Here is a 21,118-nt window from a genome sequence, read left to right on the forward strand (position 1 = left end):
AAATATGTCACATTACGAATCACAGGTAAGAGAACCCCTTATTTTAGGACATAAAACCTACCACGATATCACAGTAGACATTGCTCGTCCAATTGAGACGCCAGCAAGTAAATTGTGGTGGACATGTTTCAGTATAGCAATGGTTGCTTTCATTTTCGGGATTGGAGCAATCGCATATACAGTTGGAACTGGTATTGGTGTATGGGGATTGAATAGAACGATTAACTGGGGTTGGGATATCACCAACTTCGTATGGTGGGTAGGTATCGGTCACGCGGGTACATTAATCTCAGCCGTTTTATTATTATTCCGTCAAAAATGGAGAATGTCGGTTAACCGTTCTGCGGAAGCCATGACAATCTTCGCCGTTGTACAGGCAGCGTTATTCCCTGTAATCCACATGGGTCGTCCATGGTTAATGTATTGGGTATTCCCAATTCCTAACCAATTTGGATCTTTATGGCCTAACTTTAACTCACCATTATTATGGGACGTATTCGCGATTTCTACGTATTTCTCTGTATCAACAGTTTTCTGGTTGATGGGATTAATTCCTGACTTCGCTATGATACGTGACCGTGCAACAAAACCATTCGCTAAGAAAATCTACGGAATCTTATCATTCGGATGGGGTGGTGGAGCAAAACACTGGCAACGTTTCGAAGAGTTATCTTTGGTATTAGCTGGTTTATGTACACCATTAGTATTCTCGGTACACACGATTGTATCTTTTGACTTCGCAACGTCAGTAATCAAAGGATGGCACTCAACAGTATATCCTCCATATTTCGTTGCCGGAGCTATTTTCTCTGGTTTCGCTATGGTACAAACATTATTAAGTGTAATGCGTAAAGTTTTACACTACGAAGATTATATCACACGTAAACATATCGAGTACATGAACATTGTAATCGTTGTTACAGGTGGTATGGTTGCAGTAGCTTACTTAACAGAGTTATGGATCGCTTGGTATTCAGGATCTCGTTACGAAGACTTTACATACTTCTCTCCAGGAGCAGCAACAGGACCTTATTGGTGGGCATTCTGGGCGTTAATTATCTGTAACGTTTTAGTACCAGGATTATTATGGATTCGTCCAATTAGACGTTCATTCTTTTGGACATTCGTTATCTCTATCGTAGTTAACATCGGTATGTGGTTCGAGCGTTTTGATATTATTGTTATCAACTTAGCACGCGACTACTTACCATCGAGCTGGACAATGTTTATGCCTTCATGGGTAGACGTAGGTATCTTCTTAGGTACTATGGGATTCTTTTCTGTGTTATACTTATTGTACGCACGTACATTCCCAGTTATTTCACAATCTGAATTAAAAACTATTTTGAAATCATCAGGCGAAAGCTATAAAAAACATCATACTGAAGATGAGCATCACGAACACTAAAATCGTTTATGGTCTTTACGGAGACGATGATGATTTATTAAAAGCAGTAAAATCTATTCGTAAACAAGGTATTACGATAGACGAAGTATATACACCTTTCCCTGTACACGGTTTAGATAAAGCGTTAGGATTAAAGAAAACTCGTATTTCTGATCTTGCTTTCTTTTACGGTGCATTTGGTACAACATTAGCATCTTTGATGACATGGTTTATTATGAATCATGACTGGGCTCAAGATATTGGAGGTAAACCATCTTTTTCTTGGGGTGAGAATATGCCAGCTTTCGTACCTATTATGTTCGAGTTGACAGTATTCTGTGCTGCGCACTTTATGTCATTAACATATTTAGTACGTAATAAAATGTATCCTGGTGCAAAAGCTAAAAACCCAGATCCTCGTACAACAGATGATAAATTCTTAATAGAAATCAGAACTGCTGATGTTGAGAAAATCAAAAATGTATTTGTAGAAACTGGAGCTGAAGAAGTAACTGTAAAAGGTGATGTAGTCGTAGAATCAAGTGTTAACAATTTAGTACAAGAAGCATAATGAAAAAGATAGCATTACTTATAGGATTAGGAAGTATTATCATCACTTCTTGCTCTGATAAAAAACGTCACGCAAGTATTGTGTTTATGCCGGATATGTATTATCCAACAGCATATGATCCATACGAAAAAGCAACTTACGGTTATCCTGAAGATAAAGAGAATTCTGAAGTTCCTGTAATGAGTAAAAATTACAATATGTCAGCATTAGAATCTGTAGATGGCGCTGTAGCAAGAACAGATGGTGATATTTTACCTTGGACTTTCAAAAATAATAACGCTGGTTATGCACAAGCGAAAGCTATAACAACTTCTCCTTTAAATGCAGGAAATAAAGCAGCTGATTTAGAAAGAGGTAAATTATTGTATGGACAAAATTGTGCTGTATGTCATGGTGACGCTGGAGATGGACAAGGATCAATAGTAAAATCTAAAGCTTACTCTGGAGTTCCTACTTATGGAGAAAGAGATATTACAGTAGGTTCAGTTTATCATGTAATTATGTATGGAAAAAATGCGATGGGTTCTTACGCATCTCAATTAACTCCTGCAGACCGTTGGAGAGTTGCTGAATATGTAATGAGTTTGAAAGGTGGTTCTGCTACTGCTGCTCCATCTGGAGAAGCAACTGCTGAAGCTAATCCTGCAACAGAAACTGAAACAGCAACTAATAAATAATAAAATAAGTTAATTATTATGCAATATACATTTTCCCCAAGATTAAAAAATGCATCACTTATCTTAGCTGTTATAGGTGTTGTACTTTACGGGATAGGATTTTTCTTACATCAACAAGATGTTGCTAATTCAACTGAATATATTAACGGTTTGATTGAAGCTCACCCAACTCAATTTTTTGGTGACTACATTTCAGATTCTTATGCATCTATGAATACAGATCATGCTGGACACATGGAGCATTTGACAAATTTATTGAAAAACAGACCTTGGGCTGCTTTCTATGTACCAGCTTATTTATCGTTTGGTATTGCGGCGTCTGCGTTGTTTTTCTTATGTATTCAATTCGTAGCTAACGCTGGTTGGTCTATGGTAGTATCTCGTGTTATGGAGGCTATCGCATCATTTTTACCAGTTGGTTCTGTACTTGTTGGTATTATCGTTTTAGGATCTTATTTTCACATGAATCACTTATTCCACTGGATGGATGCTGATTTAATAAATCCTGATAGCGAGAAGTATGATATCTTCATGGCGAACAAAGCTCAACTTTGGTTAAGCCCTAACTTCTGGTTAGTACGTTGTATTATTTACTTAGTAGTATTATCTTTAATGTTACCAGTAATTAAAAACGCAACACGCAAATTAGATGATACAAACGGAGACTTAAAAGTGTACGCTCAATTGTACAAAAAATCAGTAATTTACTTAGTGATTTTCGCAATTTGTTCTGCAGCATTTGCTTGGGATTTCGTGATGTCTTTAGATCCACACTGGTTCTCTTCATTATTTATGTGGTACGGAATGGTTTCATATTTAGTTTCTGCGGTTTCTATTATGGCAATTATTTCTATCTATTTAAAAAGAAAGAATTCTTTACCATTATTCAATGACAACCATTTACATGATTTAACAAAATATATGTTTGGTTTCTCATTATTATGGTCATACTTATGGTTCTGTCAATTCATGTTACAATGGTATGCAAACATTCCTGAGGAAGCTCAATACTTCCAACAACGTATGGCGCAATACCCATTATATTTCTGGATGTTGATTATTAACTTAGTAGCTCCATTCTTGATATTAATTTCATCAAGTATGAAACGTCGTTACCAAATCGTTTTCGTTATGGGATTCGTTATCATTTTTGGACACTACTGGGATTTCTACAACCAAATTATGCCAGCAGCTGTTGGACCATTCCACAACTTCGGTTTAATGGAAATTGGAGCATTAGTTGGAATTGGAGGATTATTTACATTCGTAGTTATGAATGCAGTTTCTAAATTAAACTTAGAAGCAAAAGGTCATCCTTACTTCCACGAATCAAAAATTTATGAATATCCTTTCTAATCAGAAAGAAGTTATAAAACTTAAAAAGCTCGATGCAATTGCATCGAGCTTTTTTATATTTATTTAATAAATATTACTGAATTGTTTTGCGCTTAATTTCTAAATTGACTAAGAAATGATCAACATCATCATCTGTAGATAAGTTTCCTACAACGTAAACACCTTTATCTCCGTTTTGGCTATTGATAATTCCATAAACAGAAGATTCATCATCAGGATCAGACATGCCTTCGTAACGATAAATACAAACTATGTCAAAATTCTCAGGGTTTTGCTTTAATTGCTCTTTTTCGATATTATAGTCAATTGTGAACCCATTTTCATTTAACTCTGTTAAAGCCTCGTTAGTCGTTTTATAACGATATTGAATTTTTTCTTTCATAATTTTGATTGTTTAACAATTGATTCTCAAATACTATTCCATTAAAGTTTTATTGAAAAAGAACAGATTATTTTTTTGGTAAGGTTCTTGTCTTACTCAGTAAGAATATAATGAATGTGATTATGAAATTAACAGTATTAAGAAAAATTAATCTAATAGCAATTTTTGCTCTTGCTGCTTTGTTTTTGACATCTTGTGATGGTTCAACTACAATTTATGGTATTGAACATCAACATAGAAATAAGAAGAAGTATAAAAAACAGCGATATGATAATAACCATAGAAATTTACCTCCAGGGCAACATAAAAAGGTTCATGGTGAAAAATCTGCAAAAAGATATGCTCCTGGACAACAAAAAAAACATGATAATAAGTATTATAAAGAGAAAAACCATCATAAACATCATGATGATTAAATAAAAAAAGGGATTGAAGATATTATCTTCAATCCCTTTTTTTATATCTATCTAAAAAATCGTTTTATTCTACAACTTCCATTTCTACGTTTAATGTTCCAGAATTTGTAGAACCTATAGAAGAAAACGCTGCTTTACTTAAATCTAATAATCTTGATTTTGTATGCGGTCCTCTGTCATTTATTTTTACAACTACTGATTTTCCGTTATTTGTGTTTGTAACTTTTACTTTTGTACCAAATGGTAAAGTTTTATGAGCAGCAGTAAAGTTATTTTTATTATATAATTCACCACTTGAAGTCTTTTTTCCATGGAATTTATCTGCATACCACGAGACGATTCCACTTATTTTATTTCCTGCTTTTTCAACAATTTCTGCAACAGTTGTATTATCTACTTCATTAAAATCTGAAACTTTTTTTAATAAGTTAGATTTTATATTTTTAGTATACATTGAAACTGGTAAAGGTAATGGACTAACTGTTGAAAAATTTGATTTTCCTTTTGCATGAGCTATAGGAATAATCATCAGCATTACTAATAATGTTAAAAAATTCTTTGTCATTCTTTAGTTTTTTCTGAATCTTTATCTAAAATAAGCATTATAGAAATTATTTAGATAGGAATAGTCTTTTTTGATAGTTTTATAATAAGAATATACATCTAAACCTTTATGTCTAGTAATATTAAGAACGATTGTTAATGATAAGTTAAAAAAATAAAGACTTATTAAAAATTTTAAGAAATAAGAATGATATTTATTTAATACATAGAATATCAGGTTGTTATATGTTTATTAAAAAAAAGTTAAATTAAATAACACGATTAAGATGTTGATTTAAGATATTTTTTAAACCAGTAAAATGTATTATTTGTTGAAGAATTTGATTATTCTCTTCAGTAGTTAATTCTGTTTTTTTTGTTTGTAGCATTAACTCTTTTATCACGTTATCAATGTAAATAATTTTGAATCGGAGTAAAACATCAAATAAATCTTTGTGAACAAATTCCTCTTTCTTTTTAATATTAATCCCTTGTTTGACAGTCCAGTTTTCACTTAAACTGTGTTTTTCTAACATCATTTCCGATGCAAGATTGACAATTTCAGGATTTGTTAAACGAGAAAAATAAGTACCTGTGCGTAATTCGTCATTTTCTAAACCAATTTTTACGTCTTCTAATATTGTTTGAAAAAGTGGATTACTTAAACTTAAATCGTTTTCTTCAAATTGAGAAATGATTTCCTGATTGACTGTTGTTTTATATAGTTCGTTGTTTTCATTTTTTAAATCAACTTCTAAATCACCAAATTGCATGATTAACTTGATAATTTCATTTTCAACAGTTTGCTGAACATTTATAATTTCTTTTGTTGAAGGAACAATTGAAATATTCGTTTTATTTGTTCTGGAATTATCCGAAATATGGGATATAGTTGAAGTCGATTTGTCTCCAGATTTTTGAAGTTGTGCCAACTCTTTAAACAAAACTTCTTCTCGAATTTCCATTATTTTAGAAGTTTCAGCAATGTAAACTTCTTGTTTGATGATATTCGGAATAAGTGAAATCGATTTTACAATTTCTCGAATTAATTCAGCTTTTTTGATTGGATCATTCTTTGCATCTTCCAACAAAACATTTGCTTTAAAACGAATAAAGTCAGTAGCATTATCTTTAATATATGCTTCGATTTCTGTTGTAGAATGTTTTTTAGCAAAAGAATCAGGATCTTCTCCTTCTGGTAACAAAAGAACTTTAACGTTCATTTCTTGTTCCAAAATCATATCAATACCACGAAAAGAAGCTTTAATTCCAGCATTATCACCATCATACATGACAGTAATATTTTCAGTTAAACGTTTTATTAAACGGATTTGTTCATTTGTAAGCGCTGTTCCAGAACTTGCAACAACATTCTGTATCCCCGATTGATGAAGAGATAAAACGTCAGTATAACCTTCAACCAAAAAACATTGATCGGCTTTTGTAATATGTTGTTTCGCCTGAAATAATCCGTAAAGGGTTTTACTTTTATGATAAATTTTATTTTCAGGAGAATTTAGATATTTAGCAGCTTTTGCATCATTTCGCAAAATTCGCCCACCAAAACCTAATGTTCTACCTGAAAAACTATAAATAGGAAACATAACACGCTCGCGAAACTTGTCATATTTCTTATTATCTTCTTTGAAAGTTGCTAAACCAGCTTCTTCTATCAATTCTTTGGAATAACCATTTTTTATAGCATATTCTGCTAAAGCATCCCATTGTTTTGGAGAATAACCAAGTTCAAATTTTTCGATAGTTTCTTTGGTAAAACCACGTTCACGGAAATAACTTAAACCAATTAAATTTCCTTCTTCCGAATTATGTAATTGATTAATAAAAAATTTCTTTGCAAAATCAGTTAATATATATAAACTTTCTCTATCTTTTTCTTCTTGCTGTTGCTCAAAAGTATATTCACGATCTTCTTCAATTTCTATATTGTATCGTTTAGCTAACCAACGTAAAGCTTCTGGGTAAGTGAATTGTTCTACTTCCATTAAAAAAGTAACAACATTTCCTCCTCGTCCAGATGAAAAATCTTTCCAAATTTGTTTAGCAGGTGAAACAACAAAAGAAGGTGTCTTTTCATTACCAAAAGGAGATAGCCCTTTTAAGCTAGAACCAGCACGTTTTAAAGTAACAAAATCACCAACAACTTCTTCTACACGGGCGGTTTCGAAGATTATATCTATTGTTCTTTGAGAAATCAAACTGAATTATTTTTTGAGAATTTTATAAATAAATTATTTATCAAAATTAAAACAAATTCTTAATATCAATTCATCTTTTCAAAACCTTTATTGAAAACCTTTAAACAAATTAGAAAATTGGTATGATATTAGCATATTAGCTAGAAACTTGAAATTAAATTTTTATGAAATCAACAATTTTAAAAATATCTTTTGCTGCGATTTTAGCAACAGGTTTTTTATCGTCTTGTTCTACTGTAAGTAACGTGATTGAAAATAATGAAAACACAAATAACAACTCAATTTTAGGAAAATGGGAGTTGAGTCAAATTAATTTTATGAAGGCTGCATCTATTGCAGAAGCTTATCCAATGGGAGCACCTTATTTAAATTTTATTTCTAATAGTATGTTAAATGCTTCAGACGGTTGTAATACTTTGAATGGAGGGATAACAATTTCTGGAAATGAAATAACTTTTGGAAACATGATGTCTACAATGAAAGCTTGTCAAAATGTAGAAGATTCTAATTTCAGTTCAAAATTAAATGGAAAATTAAAATATTCTATTTCAGATAATAAATTATTATTAATCCAAGGTGATATTGTGATTATGACTTTTGTACGTCCTGGTACCTTAGCAGGTTCTTGGGAATTAGAAGAATTTATTGGTAAAGATAGAAGTGCAAAATCATTAGATGATCGTTTTCCAAATCAAAAACCTACATTAACATTCCAAAATAACAAAGTCTCTGGTAATGATGGATGTAATAATTTAACTGGAGGATATTTAGCAGTAGGTAATTCGTTGACTGTGAAAAATATTGCAACTACGCGTATGGCTTGTCAAGGAGTAGATTCTGATGCTTTTGGAGAACGTTTTAATAATGTAAACAAATATGAAATTAAAGACGGAAAATTAATATTGTTTGCAAATGATGTTAAAACAATGGTTTTCAAGAAAAAATAATGAAATTCAAATCATAAATCATTAAAGCTGTCATTTTTTGACAGCTTTTTTATTTTTATATTTGTATACTTTTTAAAAGGAGAGAAAGATGAAATTTCCACAAACACATCAATTAAAAGATATAGCATCAATTATAGATGCGAAATTTATTGGAAACGAAAATTTTCCAGTCGAAGGAATCAATGAAATTCACCGAGTAGAAGCGGGAGATATTGTTTTTGTTGATCATCCAAAATATTATGATAAAGCGTTACAATCAAATGCAACAATTGTTTTGATTAACAAAGAAGTTGATTGTCCCGAAGGAAAAGCTTTGTTGATTTCTGATGATCCTTTTCGTGATTTTGTCAAAATTGGACAACATTTTATGGCATTTGAAGCTGCTACAAAACAAATTTCTGATTCAGCTGAAATAGGTGAAGGAACAATTATTCAGCCAGGTGCATTTATCGGAAATCATGTGAAAATTGGGAAAAATTGTGTGATTCATTCTAATGTTTCAATCAATGATTATGCAATTATCGGTGATAATGTAATTATTCGTTCAGGAACGGTTTTAGGTGCTGATGCATTTTATTACAAAAACCGAGAGACTGGTTTTGATCGTTTAAAATCTGTCGGAAATGTTATCATTGAAAATAATGTAGAAATTGGTGCAAATTGTACGATAGATAGAGGAGTTTCTGCATCTACAATTATTGGAGAAGGAACAATTATGGATAATTTAATTCAGATTGGTCATGATACAATTATTGGTAAAAAATGTTTGATTGCTTCACAAGTCGGAATTGCTGGTTGTGTAAACGTAGAAGATGAAGTTTCTATTTGGGGACAAGTTGGAATTACGAGTGGTGTAACAATTGGTACAAAAGCAGTATTGTTAGCACAAGCTGGAATTAGTAAATCTTTAGAAGGAGGTAAAACATATTTTGGTTATCCAGCAGAAGAAGCAAGAGGTTTGTATAAAAAAATGGCTGTTACAGAATTAATGGTTCGTGATTATAGAAAAAAATAATTTATAGAGAGAATAAGATAAAAGCTGAGCTATGCTCAGCTTTTTTATGATAAATATCTTATGCTTTTTTGTCCTATTAAAATAAAGGCTTAGTGTATTTTTTACATTGAATATTTTTTAAAATGCAAAAGTCCTTTTATATTTGTGTAAATTAAAAATCACAATGTCTGTATTAGTAAACAAAGATTCAAAAATAATCGTTCAAGGATTCACAGGGAAAGAAGGAACTTTTCATGCTGAACAAATGATTGAATATGGAACTCAAGTAGTAGGTGGTGTAACTCCAGGAAAAGGAGGACAAACTCACTTAGGATTACCAATTTTTAACACAGTTAAAGATGCTGTAGATCAGGCAGGAGCTGATGTTTCTATTATTTTTGTTCCACCAGCATTCGCTGCGGACGCTGTAATGGAAGCTGCAGAGGCAGGTATTAAAGTTATTATCTGTATCACAGAAGGTATTCCGGTAGAAGATATGGTAAAAGTACAAGCGTATGTTGATCAAAGAGATGTAACATTAATAGGACCTAACTGTCCAGGTGTTATTACTTCTGAGGAAGCTAAAGTAGGTATTATGCCAGGATTTATTTTCAAAAAAGGTAAAGTTGGTATTGTTTCTAAATCAGGAACTTTAACTTACGAAGCTGCTGACCAAGTAGTAAAAGCTGGTTACGGAATTTCTACAGCAATCGGAATTGGTGGAGATCCAATTATCGGAACTACAACTAAAGAAGCTGTTGAATTATTTATGAATGATCCAGAAACGGAGTGTATCGTTATGATTGGTGAAATTGGTGGACAATTAGAAGCTGAGGCTGCTCGTTGGATTAAAGCGAATGGAACTAAACCAGTTGTAGGATTTATCGCAGGTCAAACTGCACCAAAAGGTCGTACAATGGGACATGCTGGAGCTATCGTAGGTGGAGCTGATGATACAGCACAAGCTAAAATGGCAATTATGGAAGAATGTGGAATCCACGTTGTTGCATCTCCTGCTGATATCGGAGCTACAGTTGCAAAAGTTTTAGGATAAGAATATTCTTAATCAAAAATAGTAAAGGAACTCAAATTTGAGTTCCTTTTTTTATTCTCTTATTCAAACCAATATTTACTCATTTCTGTTAAGAAAATTGGGTCATTAATGGGAAAACTGTCGTCAATAATAGAATCTATTCCACATTTTGGACAAACTGCAGTTTCATCTTTTCCTTCTATTTCTTCAAAATATTCTTTAATTTCAGCGGTAGAGAAAATTTCTTCACAACAAAAACATGCACAACCATTTGTATTCAATATTTTTGATTTATTAAATATAGATTCTCGATGGGCTTGTTTTAAAAAATCAATTGTATATTTCATATTATTTACAAAAACTCATCTTCATCATCAAAATCATCCTCCATTTCGTCATCGTCTGGAGAATAATCTTCGATAAAAACTTTGAATAATCTTGGACAAATAATTTGTAAATTTATTAAATTCTCATCATCCCAATCAAAATCAGGTTTTGGAGATTTTTCGGTAAAAAATTTAAAATATTCTTTGTCTACAAAGTCAATAATTTTGTGTTGAAATTTATGGTAAAAAACAGTGTCAGCGATCAAATGAAACTCTTCAAATTCATATAAATCATCTTCGTTGAAACCTTCATTAAAATAATCTGCTAAATTATCAGGATTTAAAATTGCTTTTTCAAATAATTCTTGTCCTTGCGAGATAATCCAATTCTTAAAATAGAAAAAATGTTTAGGATCTGTATCATCATTCATTATGCAAGCTGCACACCATATTTCAGGAGAATGTAAAGAATATGAATAAAACTCTAATCGCAATTGAAAACCAATAATATCTTCTGCAGTTAAATTTTCGAGTTCCTGAATCAAAGCTGTTTCTTGATCTTGTAAATTATTTGCATTTAATAAAGAATTTTCAATAATCAACCAAAATAAATCCTCTTCTAGCATACGTGAAATACGATCAGAAGGAAGAGTGGAAGAATTGAATAAATCATCTAAAAAATCCATATTTCTACTTTTTAGTTTTTATTTAGTTGGTTTTGATTTACTGAAACTTGTCTAACGTTTTATTTCTTAAACATTTAATTTATAAAACATTTTAACAAAATCTTTTTATAATTTATAAATAAAATATGATGAAACCTATCAAATTTTAAACTATTTACAATTTTTAAGGTAATTATTTGATTTTGTTTAAACTAAAAAAGTCTAATTCGAAGTAGAATTAGACTTTTAGTGTTGTGAATGAAATTATTATTTGTTGTAATAATTCCAAACAGCTTTTGTAATATCAGCAATTACTTTTTCAGTTTCAGTTCTTTCTTCTGTTATATTTTTCAAATAAATAGATAAAATAATTGGTTGATGATTAATAGGTTTTATTATTCCAATATCATTCATCGCAACTCTTAGATTTTGGTTATTTGTATCACTAATTCCTGTTCTGTGAGCTAACTCTGTGTTTGTAGGTAACCCAGCTTTCATCCAAGTTAAACCTCTGGATGTTTCTACCATAAGTTGATATAAATAGGTTGTAGAAGTTTTTTTGAGTACTTTATTCGAATAAAATTTCTCAAGTAATTTTGTGGTAGCATTTGCGGAAGTTGTATTGAGATATAAATTATCCCAAGTCTGCATTTCTTTCTCATTTACTTTTATAACAAAATCTTTAATTCCTTGATTATTAATAAAATTTTGAACAGTTTTAGTTCCGCCAATAATCTTTAAAAGTATATCACAACCATTATTATCGCTATGAGAAACTGTATATCTTAAAAGTTGGTCAAGTGTTAGATACATATTTCCTTCTGGATTATCTTCAAGAATTGGACTCCAAGTATTAGGTAATAAATCTTCTTTTTTTATAAAAAATTGTTGATTAAGTTGTAATTTATTTTGATCAACTTCATGTAAAACAGCCAATGCAATATGAAATTTAAACACACTCATCATTGGCATCATTTGGTTTCCGTTGATACTTAAGGTGTCTTTATTTTTAAGATTTTTTAATGAAATACCTGCTGTTAAATTTTTTGAAGAAATAATTTGATTGATTTCTGTTCTTAAACTTTCAATGGATTGAGCATTTAAACAAAAACCTAAAAGGATAAATAGGAAAGAAAAAATCAGTTTATTCATAGTTGTGATTAATATTTTGACCAAATTAGTTAATTATTTAAATTTGATCAAACTAAAAAAGTCTAATTCGGAGAGGAATTAGACTTTTTGATATATTACTGCCACTTTTTGTTTAGAGTATAATTTTCGGGAATTTCTGAAATTTCATGCCCTAATTTATTCCATATTTCAATATATATAATTTTGTTATGGATAATTGAAGTACTTATTTCACAAAGTAAATTTTTATCTTTATTGATTAATTCTAAGGCATCGAATAATAATTCATCTTGACTTATATTTTTATTAAATGATTCCATTTCTAAATTAGAATTTTTATGATTTAGATTAATGTAACATCCATTTGAGGTATATTCAATATTAAGAATAGAAATATTTTCAAGGTATTTTATAATACTAGATTTAGAATATTCTGTTTCTAATAATTTGATTGATACATCAATCATAAAATCTTTTAAATTATTCATAATTTAAATTACTCAATAACATGCGGAACAAAACGACTTTTATCAGTTGTAATAAATTGGTCACTTTCGCGGAATGTAATTCCACACGATTCTTGTCCAATAATCCAACTTCCGATAATGGTATAACCCGTTTCTTCGTGATGTAAATTAGCCAATGCTTGATAAATAAAACCTTCTTCGCCATATTCGCCAGAAGTTTGTTCAGAAATAGTTCCGTTTTTTACAACTTCTACATTTGCTCCTTCACGCGATAACAATGGTTTTTTGACATAATTTTTCATCTCTTTTGGTGAATCTGTATAAGCTTCTAACAACAGCGGATGATTTGGATATAATTCCCACAAAATTGGCAAAATAGCTTTGTTTGAAAGGATCATTTTCCAAGCTGGTTCTATCCAATTTGCGTTGATTTCATCATTTTTGATGTTGTAGGCAAACAACTCGTTCACCATCCATTCCAACGGATAAAGCTTGAAAATATCTGTAATTGGTTCTTCTTCTAAATCAACAAAATTGACATTATTCCAACCGATTTCGTCGACGTAAATTAATTTGGTATTAATTCCGGCTTGTATTGCGCAATCTCTGATATATTCGATATTTGTCAAATCTTCTAACGATTCTCTCACACAAGAAAAATGCAAGGTTTCACCTTTCAAATAAGGTTTTAACATTTTCCATGTTTCAATTAATTTATCGTGAACAGAATTGAATTGATCTTTCGTTTCTCCAAAATAATTTTCCATCCAAAGCCATTGTACAACACCACATTCGAACAACGAAGTTGGCGTATCAGCATTGAATTCTAACATTTTTAATTGATCATTATCATAAGCAAAATCAAAACGTCCATAAATACTTGGCGCATCATTTTCCCATGTATCAATCAAATAAGGTTGAATAAATTTTGGAATTTTAAATTCGTCCAAACGATTATTTTGAATCACATGTTCCACAGCATTCAAGCACATTTCCCACAATTCGTTTGTCGCTTCAAAGATTTTATCTGCTTCTTTTTCTGAAATTGAATAATAATAATCTTCTACCCAATAGGTTTGTTTATTTTCGTCTGTATGATAGCCAAAGCCGATATTTTCTAACCTTTCTTGCCAGTTTTCGTCCGCTTTTATTCTTTTTAATTGCATAAAATTAGTTTAAGATGAAACTGAACGAGAAGAAGCAGATTTTCCGAATCCACCGCGAACAGTTTGACTTTTATACGCTTGCGCTTTTGCTGCGTTTGTTCCGACATTAGATTGTTGATGCAAACCTTGACTTGCATAGCCCATTCCGCCACCAGTTAAGCTACGAAAAGCCATAAACCAAAGTAACGAACTTCCCATTCCGCCATGATGCGAACTACTAGAATTCGAGGAATAATTTGACGTAACATCTGTGTAAGGCGCAGTAGAATCTGCACGCATATATACCTTTTGCGCATTATTTGTAATGGGCGCTTCTTCACGATTCATACACGAACTAAGAACCGAAGAAATTAACACTAAAGTCACTACTTTACTTGCTCTTTTTTCTCTTTTATTCATGATAGATTATTGAATAGTTACGTAAATAGGAATTTTGGTAGAATCGGTAGGTGTATATTGTTTGTGCGTAATCAACGTATCTACTTTTTCTGCAATCATCAAATCGTTTGCCCAAATTTTTTGTTTGGTAATATGTAAAACTGAATCGCCTTTTGTTTCGGTTGTTAAAACAACTTCACGAGCAGATTTTTTATCAATTTGTTCTAAATTCTGATTTTCGTTTTGATTAGATTGACACGCAAAAAAAGTTGTCAATGGTAGTGTTATTAAAAGTATTTTTTTCATGTTTCTTAGACTTCTAACAAAGTTACATTATTTCACAAAAAAAGCACAATTCAGAAATTCTGAATTATGCTTTTTAAAAAAGTATAGTTTTATTATTTATTATTCTAATGATTCAAAACTAATAATTCTTCTTTTTTCATAGAACCTGTTTGTTTCAATCTTGTGTGCCAAGAGAACGCTTCTTCTAAGATATGTGGCGTTTGACCACCTCTTTCGGCACAAGCTCTTTCGAAATAAGATAATAATTCTGCTTTATAATCTGGATGAACACAATTATTGATAATTTCGATGGCTCTTTCGCGTGGTGCTAAACCTCTCAAATCAGCTAAACCTTGCTCAGTTACAATAATATCTACATCATGTTCTGTATGATCTGTGTGAGAAACCATAGGAACGATAGAAGAAATATTACCACCTTTTGCGATAGAAGCTGTAACGAAGATTGAGATAAATGCATTACGAGCAAAATCTCCAGAACCTCCAATACCGTTCATCATGTGTGTACCAGAAACGTGAGTTGAGTTTACGTTTCCATAAATATCACACTCTAAAGATGTATTGATTCCAATAATTCCTAAACGACGAATAACTTCGGCAGAGTTAGAAATAGATTGCGGACGTAAAAGAATTTTTCCTTTATAACTTTCGATATTTCCGATTACACGATCATAACATTCTTGTGAAACTGTCATAGAAGATGCCGAAGCAAATTTCATTTTTCCAGAATCGATTAAGTCAAATGTAGAGTCTTGTAAAACTTCTGAATACATCACTAAATTTTCGAAATCAGAATGCTCTAAACCACCTAAAACTGCGTTAGCAACTTTACCAATACCACATTGTAATGGCATTAATGATTTTGTAAGACGACCTTCTTCAACTTCTTTCTCGAAGAATTTTACAATGTTTTCTGCAATTGCAGCTGTCGCTTCATCAGCTGGTTGAATGTCTCCAGGAGCATCTTGAATATCGTGAAAAACAATTCCAACAATTTTAGAAGGATCTACTTTTATTGTTTCTGTTCCAATTTTTGTATCACAAGAAGTGATGTTAATTGGAGTTCGTTTCCCGTATTCTTCTACACTATAAATATCGTGTATCCCTTTGATATTTGTAGGAATAGATGTATTAATCTCAATGATTAATTTGTCTGCATTTGCAGCAATTTCTGCATTATTACCAATAGAAGTAGTAGGTACTAAAGAACCATCTTCTAAAATTTCAGCAACTTCTAAAACACCTAAATTAATTTTAAATTGTCCATCTAAAATATGTTCAGCTGTTTCTCCTAAATGCTGATCGATAAATAATATATTACCTGCATTTATATTTTTACGCATTACAGTGTCAACTTGGAATGGTAAACGTTTTTTTAAAGCTCCGCTCTCTACTAAAGCAGCGTCTGTACCATGTCCTAATGAAGCTCCTGTGACTAAAGTGATTTTTAAATTTTCAGATTTGGCACGCTCCGCAACAGCTTTTAATACAACTTTTGTATCGCCTCCTCTTGTAAAACCACTAGAACCTACAGTCATTCCATCTTCAAAAAATTTAGCAGATTCTTCTGCTGTCATTACTTTTGACTGTAAGTCAGTTAATTTTATTCTTTCCAACATAATGCAACTTTTACTTTCTAATACTTTTCAATAATTGTACCCTTCTAATTAGAGGGAATTACAAATATTGGATTATTTAATAAAAAGTTAATATTAAAAATAGTCAAATAATTATTTATTCCAGACACTTTTATTTGTGTATATAATACAATATATCAAATTAATTATTATATTAGTTCGCAGATTAAAGAAACTATGAATATACATTTGGATAATAAGTTCGAAACACGATACTACTTAACCGAAATAGATAAATTACCTACATCAATTTTCTGTTATCACAAGGAAATTTCGGAAGCATACGTAATAGAACATAAACATAATAAAGCACAATTTCTTTATTGTGAAGGAGGAATTGTTTATGTCAAAATAGGAAAAGATACCTTTTATTTACCAGCAAGACATTATATGTGGATACCTCCAAATGTGGAACATAGTATACACCCAAATACACCAGAGGTCGTAATGAGGAATTTATATTTTCCTATCAATGAGAGTGATAATTCATTTTATAAAAAGGTAGGTATTTATCCTGCAGATGGTTTACTATTAGAACTTTTGTTATTTTCTAATCAATGGAAAGGAGATATTATACCAGAGAATAGAAGCGAGTATATTATAGCACAAGCTTTCAAAGAAATATTACCTAAAGTAAGTAAAAGTAGTTTGCGATTAGCTTTACCACTTCCACATGATGAACGTTTGAAAAAAATTGTTCAATTCTTAGATGATAATATGGATACTTCAATAACAATGAAGAAAATTACAGCTGAGTTTGGATTTTCAGAACGATCATTATCACGATTATTTCAAAAAGATTTAAATATGACATTCGTTCAATATTTTACAATTTTAAGAATGTTACGTGCATTACAATTGTTAATTGATAATACGTATTCAATCAGTGAAATTTCGACAATGGTTGGTTATAATAGTTTACCAACATTTAGTAATACATTCCAAAAAGTAATCGGTGTTCGCCCAACAGATTACTCAAAGAAAAAAGATATATTATAAATTTAAGGTATGAAAATTTATCAAGTAAGTGGATTAGGTGCAAATGCAAATGCTTTTCGAAATCTACGCTTGGAACAAGATTTTGAGCAAGTTTATATTCCTTGGTTAGATCCAGAGAAAGATGAAACTTTGGCTCATTATGCCGAAAGATTATTAGATAAAATAAATCCCACAGAAGATTTTCTTTTGATGGGATTATCTTTTGGTGGAATAATTGTGCAGGAAATGAATCGTTTTATAAATCCGAAACATACATTTTTGATTTCTACGGTAAAGAATAGGGCAGAGCTTCCAAAGTTATTTCGATTTTCGGCTTCTATTAATGCTCACAAAATAATTCCGATGAGTTTTTTAACTTCAGACCGAACATTTTCGTATATGATGATGCGTAAATTATATTATACTGGTCGAGAGAAAGATAATATTGATGATATTTTTGAGTTTCGAAATGAAGAATATTTACGTTGGTCGATTCATAAGATTGTAAATTGGGAACATTCTATGGCTTATCACGAAGATAATATTACGCATATTCATGGTACGAAAGATATTGTTTTTCCAATAGAATATATTAAAGATGCAATACAAATAGAAGGCGGAACGCACATTATGGTAATGCAAAAACCAAAATTAGTGAGTGAAGAAATAAATAAAGTATTAATTACTTTATAAACTAAAAAAGCTTGAACATTTGTTCAAGCTTTTTTAGTTTATAATTCTTCTGTTGTATTTTCTTCTTCAAAATAACTTTTTTCTAAAGCGAAATTTTCAGCATTCATGACATCAAATTCGCCAATTTTTGTACGACGAAGTGCTGTTAAATATCCACCTGAATTTATTGCTTTTCCAAAATCAAAAGCTAAAGAACGAATATAGGTTCCTTTACTGCAATTCACTTCAAAATCTACAAAAGGTAAATTTATCTTCGTGATTTTAAAATCGTGAATCGTGATTTTACGTGCTTTACGTTCTATTTCTTGACCTTCTCGAGCTAATTCATACAAACGTTTTCCATCCACTTTTACAGCTGAATGCATTGGTGGAAATTGTTCAATCTCTCCTATAAATTGTTTCGTCGCTTCGTGAATGATTCCTTCTGTGATATGTTCAGTAGGAAAAGTTTGATATTCTTCCGATTCCAAATCATACGTTGGTGTTGTAACACCTAATTTGATTGTACCAGTATATGTTTTTTCTTGCGCCTGAAATTCATCAATTCGTTTTGTCCATTTCCCTGTACAAACCAATAAAAGTCCAGTTGCTTTTGGATCTAAAGTACCAGCATGACCGACTTTTATTTTCTTTAAATTATATGCTTTTCTAATGTTCCAACGAATCTTGTTCACAACATCAAAAGATGTCCAATCAAGAGGTTTATCAATCAAAAAAACGTGACCTTCTTGTATTTTTTCTACATTCATCTTATTTGTGCTGAATCATTGTAGTTTCTACTGAAGCGGCATTATCTTTTTCTGCTTGTGTTGGAGAATTGTATGAGAAATAAATCAGTAAAATAATACCGATGATAATTCTGTACCAACCCCAAAATTTGAAACCGTATTTTGTTAAAACTGCGATAAATGTTTTTACAGCAATTAACGCCACAATAAATGCGACAACATTTCCAATTACGAATAACATAATATGGTTTTGATCTTGCAAAATCATTTCGTAACCTTTCATAGGTGTTGCAGTATCTTCTCCCCAAGTTTTCACAAAAACAGAATAAACTGTAACCGCTAACATTGTCGGAACCGCTAAAAAGAATGAAAATTCTGCAGCTGCTTTACGCGATAAACCTTGCGTCATACCACCAATAATAGAAGCGGCAGAACGAGAAGTTCCTGGCATCATCGCCAAACATTGCCAAAAACCAATAATAATTGCTTGTTTTAATGTAATGTCTTTTTCATCATTAATTTTAGGATTTTTGAACCATTTATCTACAAATAATAAAATGATTCCTCCGAAAACTAACATTCCAGAAATAGCAACTTGATTTCCTAAAACAGCTTCGATTTTATCATCAAATAATTTTCCTAAAATAAGTGCAGGAACAACAGCACAAGCTAATTTGATATAAAAATTGAAATTGAAATTTTTGAAGTCAAAGAATTTTTTCCAATATAAAACTACTATTGATAAAATTGCTCCAAATTGTATCGAAACTTGAAACATTTTTAAGAATTCACTTTCTGGCATTCCCATCAAAGCTGCTGTGAACCCCATATGTGCTGTAGAAGAAATTGGTAAATATTCGGTAAGGCCTTCTATAATAGCAATTATAATTGCTTGTAAAGTATTCATTATTTTTCTTTATTCGGATTGATTAAAATGGCATAAATCTCTACAATGAAACCAACGACAACTAAAAATGGCGCTAATCTAATTCTACGAAAAGAATAGATTTCGTCGTTCCAATAATTTGCATCCCATGTTCCATCTGGTCTTGTGTTTGCATCATGTCCTGTCATCAATAAAAATCCAAGACCAATTAGTGCAACACCAATTGCCATGAAAATGTAATTTCTTTTTCCAAATAAAAAAGTAAAACCAGCATCATTTGTAGATGCTGATTTTTTTGTTGTATCGATAGAATTTGTTTTCATTAATAAAGTTGATCAGTTTTTAATCTTAAATAACGCCATGCCGCAAATAATGTACTGAATACGGCAATAACAACTCCAATCCCAATTAAGATAATAATAAGAGGAGTGAAGCTTGGGTTCCAAAGTACTAAACCAACTTTTGTTGCTAAAATGTACCATAAGAAACCTAATCCTACAGCTGCAATAAATGCTGCCAAGAAACCTAAAAGCGCAGCTTCTATCAAGAAAGGTTTTACAATGAAACGTCTACGCGCTCCAACTAATTGCATAGTTTTGATACTGAAACGTTTTGCATAAATTTTCAGACGAATAGAGTTGTTGATTAATACGACAACGATTACCAAGAAGATAACAGCAAAAATCATAATCCAGAATGTAATTTTATTGATGCTGTGGTAAATCGTTACCATCGCTTCTTTGTCACTTTTTACTTCGTCTACAATCGGATTTTTAGCCAATACCTTATTAATAGAATCAATTTGTTCAACAGATTGTATTAATGCAGGATTCAATGTAATTTGAACTGATGCAGGGAAAATACTTTCTTCGAAGAAATCGCTACCATCTGTACCCAAATCTTTTTTCGCAATTTTAGCTGCATCCTCTTTGCTGATATACTGTGTAGCTTCAACAAAAGGATACTTCACTTTCAACGAATCGATATAAGATTTCTGTAAATCAAGCTCCTTATCTTTTAATTTTGGATCTTCGACATCTTTAAAATATGCCTCGATTTTTAACTCTCTTTTTAGATGTTCTGCGTAACTTTGTGCATTAATGACAATTAAGCCGAAAATACCTAATAGAAATAAAACAAGCGAAATACTAATCACAACAGTGATGTTTGAAGATCGCAGTCTTTTTTTCTCAAATTTATCGTTCGTTTTTGACATTTGGGTTAATTTTGGGGCTAAG

At 31.3% G+C, this 21,118-nt stretch carries 25 protein-coding genes; 10 read left to right on the plus strand and 15 right to left on the minus strand.

The window, feature by feature from the left end; all coding sequences use genetic code 11:
- The first annotated feature begins 4 nt into the window (after positions 1 to 4).
- The 4 genes from nrfD to E4J94_RS15065 are packed head-to-tail and all read left to right on the plus strand — an operon-like array spanning position 5 to position 3,991.
- Positions 5 to 1,408 (plus strand): NrfD/PsrC family molybdoenzyme membrane anchor subunit, encoded by a 1,404-nt coding sequence (gene nrfD / locus E4J94_RS15050; protein ID WP_135836617.1) that lies wholly within the window; start codon positions 5 to 7, stop codon positions 1,406 to 1,408.
- Positions 1,389 to 1,958 carry a DUF3341 domain-containing protein gene (locus E4J94_RS15055; RefSeq protein WP_390891535.1) on the plus strand — a complete coding sequence of 190 codons (570 nt, stop codon included), beginning with the start codon at positions 1,389 to 1,391 and terminating at the stop codon, positions 1,956 to 1,958. The genes nrfD and E4J94_RS15055 overlap by 20 nt, the downstream gene beginning before the upstream one ends.
- Positions 1,958 to 2,635, plus strand: coding sequence for a c-type cytochrome (locus E4J94_RS15060; protein ID WP_135836618.1), 678 nt, complete (start codon positions 1,958 to 1,960; stop codon positions 2,633 to 2,635). The genes E4J94_RS15055 and E4J94_RS15060 overlap by 1 nt, the downstream gene beginning before the upstream one ends.
- Before the next feature lie 18 nt (positions 2,636 to 2,653).
- Positions 2,654 to 3,991 carry a hypothetical protein gene (locus E4J94_RS15065; RefSeq protein ID WP_135836619.1) on the plus strand — a complete coding sequence of 446 codons (1,338 nt, stop codon included), beginning with the start codon at positions 2,654 to 2,656 and terminating at the stop codon, positions 3,989 to 3,991.
- 73 nt (positions 3,992 to 4,064) lie between these two features.
- Here E4J94_RS15065 and E4J94_RS15070 read toward each other — a convergent pair whose 3' ends face one another.
- Complete coding sequence (locus E4J94_RS15070; RefSeq protein ID WP_135836620.1) at positions 4,065 to 4,373, minus strand: hypothetical protein; 309 nt, start codon at positions 4,371 to 4,373, stop codon at positions 4,065 to 4,067.
- Positions 4,374 to 4,495: 122 nt separating this feature from the next.
- Between E4J94_RS15070 and E4J94_RS15075 the strand changes: the two genes are divergently transcribed.
- On the plus strand, positions 4,496 to 4,789 hold the full coding sequence (locus tag E4J94_RS15075; RefSeq protein ID WP_135836621.1) for a hypothetical protein: 294 nt from the start codon (positions 4,496 to 4,498) through the stop codon (positions 4,787 to 4,789).
- 64 nt (positions 4,790 to 4,853) lie between these two features.
- Here E4J94_RS15075 and E4J94_RS15080 read toward each other — a convergent pair whose 3' ends face one another.
- Together E4J94_RS15080 and dnaG are read right to left on the minus strand one after the other, a co-directional pair.
- On the minus strand, positions 4,854 to 5,354 hold the full coding sequence (locus E4J94_RS15080) for a septal ring lytic transglycosylase RlpA family protein (protein ID WP_135836622.1): 501 nt from the start codon (positions 5,352 to 5,354) through the stop codon (positions 4,854 to 4,856).
- Positions 5,355 to 5,601: 247 nt separating this feature from the next.
- On the minus strand, positions 5,602 to 7,548 hold the full coding sequence (dnaG, locus tag E4J94_RS15085) for a DNA primase (RefSeq protein WP_135836623.1): 1,947 nt from the start codon (positions 7,546 to 7,548) through the stop codon (positions 5,602 to 5,604).
- A 164-nt stretch (positions 7,549 to 7,712) separates the two neighbouring features.
- Here dnaG and E4J94_RS15090 point away from each other — a divergent pair, with 164 nt between their 5' ends.
- The 3 genes from E4J94_RS15090 to sucD all read left to right on the plus strand — a co-directional run bounded on the left by E4J94_RS15090 (position 7,713) and on the right by sucD (position 10,543).
- Complete coding sequence (locus E4J94_RS15090; RefSeq protein ID WP_135836624.1) at positions 7,713 to 8,495, plus strand: META domain-containing protein; 783 nt, start codon at positions 7,713 to 7,715, stop codon at positions 8,493 to 8,495.
- An 88-nt stretch (positions 8,496 to 8,583) separates the two neighbouring features.
- Entirely contained in the window at positions 8,584 to 9,510 is a 927-nt protein-coding gene (locus E4J94_RS15095; protein WP_135836625.1) for a UDP-3-O-(3-hydroxymyristoyl)glucosamine N-acyltransferase, read from the plus strand.
- Positions 9,511 to 9,673: 163 nt separating this feature from the next.
- Positions 9,674 to 10,543, plus strand: coding sequence for a succinate--CoA ligase subunit alpha (gene sucD, locus E4J94_RS15100; RefSeq protein WP_038337297.1), 870 nt, complete (start codon positions 9,674 to 9,676; stop codon positions 10,541 to 10,543).
- Positions 10,544 to 10,602: 59 nt separating this feature from the next.
- Here sucD and E4J94_RS15105 read toward each other — a convergent pair whose 3' ends face one another.
- From E4J94_RS15105 to E4J94_RS15140, 8 genes are all read right to left on the minus strand, one after another.
- Positions 10,603 to 10,869 (minus strand): hypothetical protein, encoded by a 267-nt coding sequence (locus E4J94_RS15105; RefSeq protein ID WP_135836626.1) that lies wholly within the window; start codon positions 10,867 to 10,869, stop codon positions 10,603 to 10,605.
- Positions 10,870 to 10,874: 5 nt separating this feature from the next.
- Complete coding sequence (locus E4J94_RS15110) at positions 10,875 to 11,534, minus strand: DUF4240 domain-containing protein (RefSeq protein WP_135836627.1); 660 nt, start codon at positions 11,532 to 11,534, stop codon at positions 10,875 to 10,877.
- A 246-nt stretch (positions 11,535 to 11,780) separates the two neighbouring features.
- Positions 11,781 to 12,665 (minus strand): class A beta-lactamase, encoded by an 885-nt coding sequence (gene bla, locus E4J94_RS15115; RefSeq protein WP_135836628.1) that lies wholly within the window; start codon positions 12,663 to 12,665, stop codon positions 11,781 to 11,783.
- A gap of 95 nt (positions 12,666 to 12,760) precedes the next feature.
- Positions 12,761 to 13,132, minus strand: a complete 372-nt coding sequence (locus tag E4J94_RS15120; protein ID WP_135836629.1) for a hypothetical protein — start codon at positions 13,130 to 13,132, stop codon at positions 12,761 to 12,763.
- 8 nt (positions 13,133 to 13,140) lie between these two features.
- Positions 13,141 to 14,277, minus strand: coding sequence for a glutathionylspermidine synthase family protein (locus E4J94_RS15125; protein WP_135836630.1), 1,137 nt, complete (start codon positions 14,275 to 14,277; stop codon positions 13,141 to 13,143).
- Between the two features lie 9 nt (positions 14,278 to 14,286).
- On the minus strand, positions 14,287 to 14,676 hold the full coding sequence (locus E4J94_RS15130; RefSeq protein WP_135836631.1) for a hypothetical protein: 390 nt from the start codon (positions 14,674 to 14,676) through the stop codon (positions 14,287 to 14,289).
- A 6-nt stretch (positions 14,677 to 14,682) separates the two neighbouring features.
- Entirely contained in the window at positions 14,683 to 14,961 is a 279-nt protein-coding gene (locus E4J94_RS15135) for a hypothetical protein (RefSeq protein WP_135836632.1), read from the minus strand.
- 104 nt (positions 14,962 to 15,065) lie between these two features.
- Positions 15,066 to 16,577 carry a succinate CoA transferase gene (locus tag E4J94_RS15140; protein WP_135836633.1) on the minus strand — a complete coding sequence of 504 codons (1,512 nt, stop codon included), beginning with the start codon at positions 16,575 to 16,577 and terminating at the stop codon, positions 15,066 to 15,068.
- Positions 16,578 to 16,772: 195 nt separating this feature from the next.
- Between E4J94_RS15140 and E4J94_RS15145 the strand changes: the two genes are divergently transcribed.
- Both E4J94_RS15145 and E4J94_RS15150 read left to right on the plus strand, forming a co-directional pair.
- On the plus strand, positions 16,773 to 17,594 hold the full coding sequence (locus tag E4J94_RS15145) for an AraC family transcriptional regulator (protein ID WP_185145648.1): 822 nt from the start codon (positions 16,773 to 16,775) through the stop codon (positions 17,592 to 17,594).
- Positions 17,595 to 17,603: 9 nt separating this feature from the next.
- Positions 17,604 to 18,266 carry an alpha/beta fold hydrolase gene (locus E4J94_RS15150; RefSeq protein ID WP_135836634.1) on the plus strand — a complete coding sequence of 221 codons (663 nt, stop codon included), beginning with the start codon at positions 17,604 to 17,606 and terminating at the stop codon, positions 18,264 to 18,266.
- A 38-nt stretch (positions 18,267 to 18,304) separates the two neighbouring features.
- Here the strand turns inward: E4J94_RS15150 and truB are convergent, their stop codons facing one another.
- Genes truB through E4J94_RS15170 form a run of 4 tightly spaced genes read right to left on the minus strand, consistent with a single transcriptional unit; the run spans position 18,305 to position 21,096 of the window.
- On the minus strand, positions 18,305 to 19,015 hold the full coding sequence (gene truB / locus E4J94_RS15155) for a tRNA pseudouridine(55) synthase TruB (protein ID WP_135836635.1): 711 nt from the start codon (positions 19,013 to 19,015) through the stop codon (positions 18,305 to 18,307).
- Between the two features lies 1 nt (position 19,016).
- Positions 19,017 to 19,901: an undecaprenyl-diphosphate phosphatase gene (locus E4J94_RS15160; RefSeq protein WP_135836636.1), complete on the minus strand. Its 885-nt coding sequence runs from the start codon at positions 19,899 to 19,901 to the stop codon at positions 19,017 to 19,019.
- On the minus strand, positions 19,901 to 20,203 hold the full coding sequence (locus E4J94_RS15165) for a DUF3098 domain-containing protein (protein ID WP_135836637.1): 303 nt from the start codon (positions 20,201 to 20,203) through the stop codon (positions 19,901 to 19,903). The genes E4J94_RS15160 and E4J94_RS15165 overlap by 1 nt, the downstream gene beginning before the upstream one ends.
- On the minus strand, positions 20,203 to 21,096 hold the full coding sequence (locus E4J94_RS15170) for a cell division protein FtsX (protein WP_135836638.1): 894 nt from the start codon (positions 21,094 to 21,096) through the stop codon (positions 20,203 to 20,205). Before E4J94_RS15170 ends, E4J94_RS15165 begins: the two co-directional genes overlap by 1 nt.
- Between the last annotated feature and the right edge of the window lie 22 nt (positions 21,097 to 21,118).

The organism is Empedobacter tilapiae, assembly GCF_004785645.1.
In the GTDB taxonomy this organism is placed as follows: domain Bacteria; phylum Bacteroidota; class Bacteroidia; order Flavobacteriales; family Weeksellaceae; genus Empedobacter; species Empedobacter tilapiae.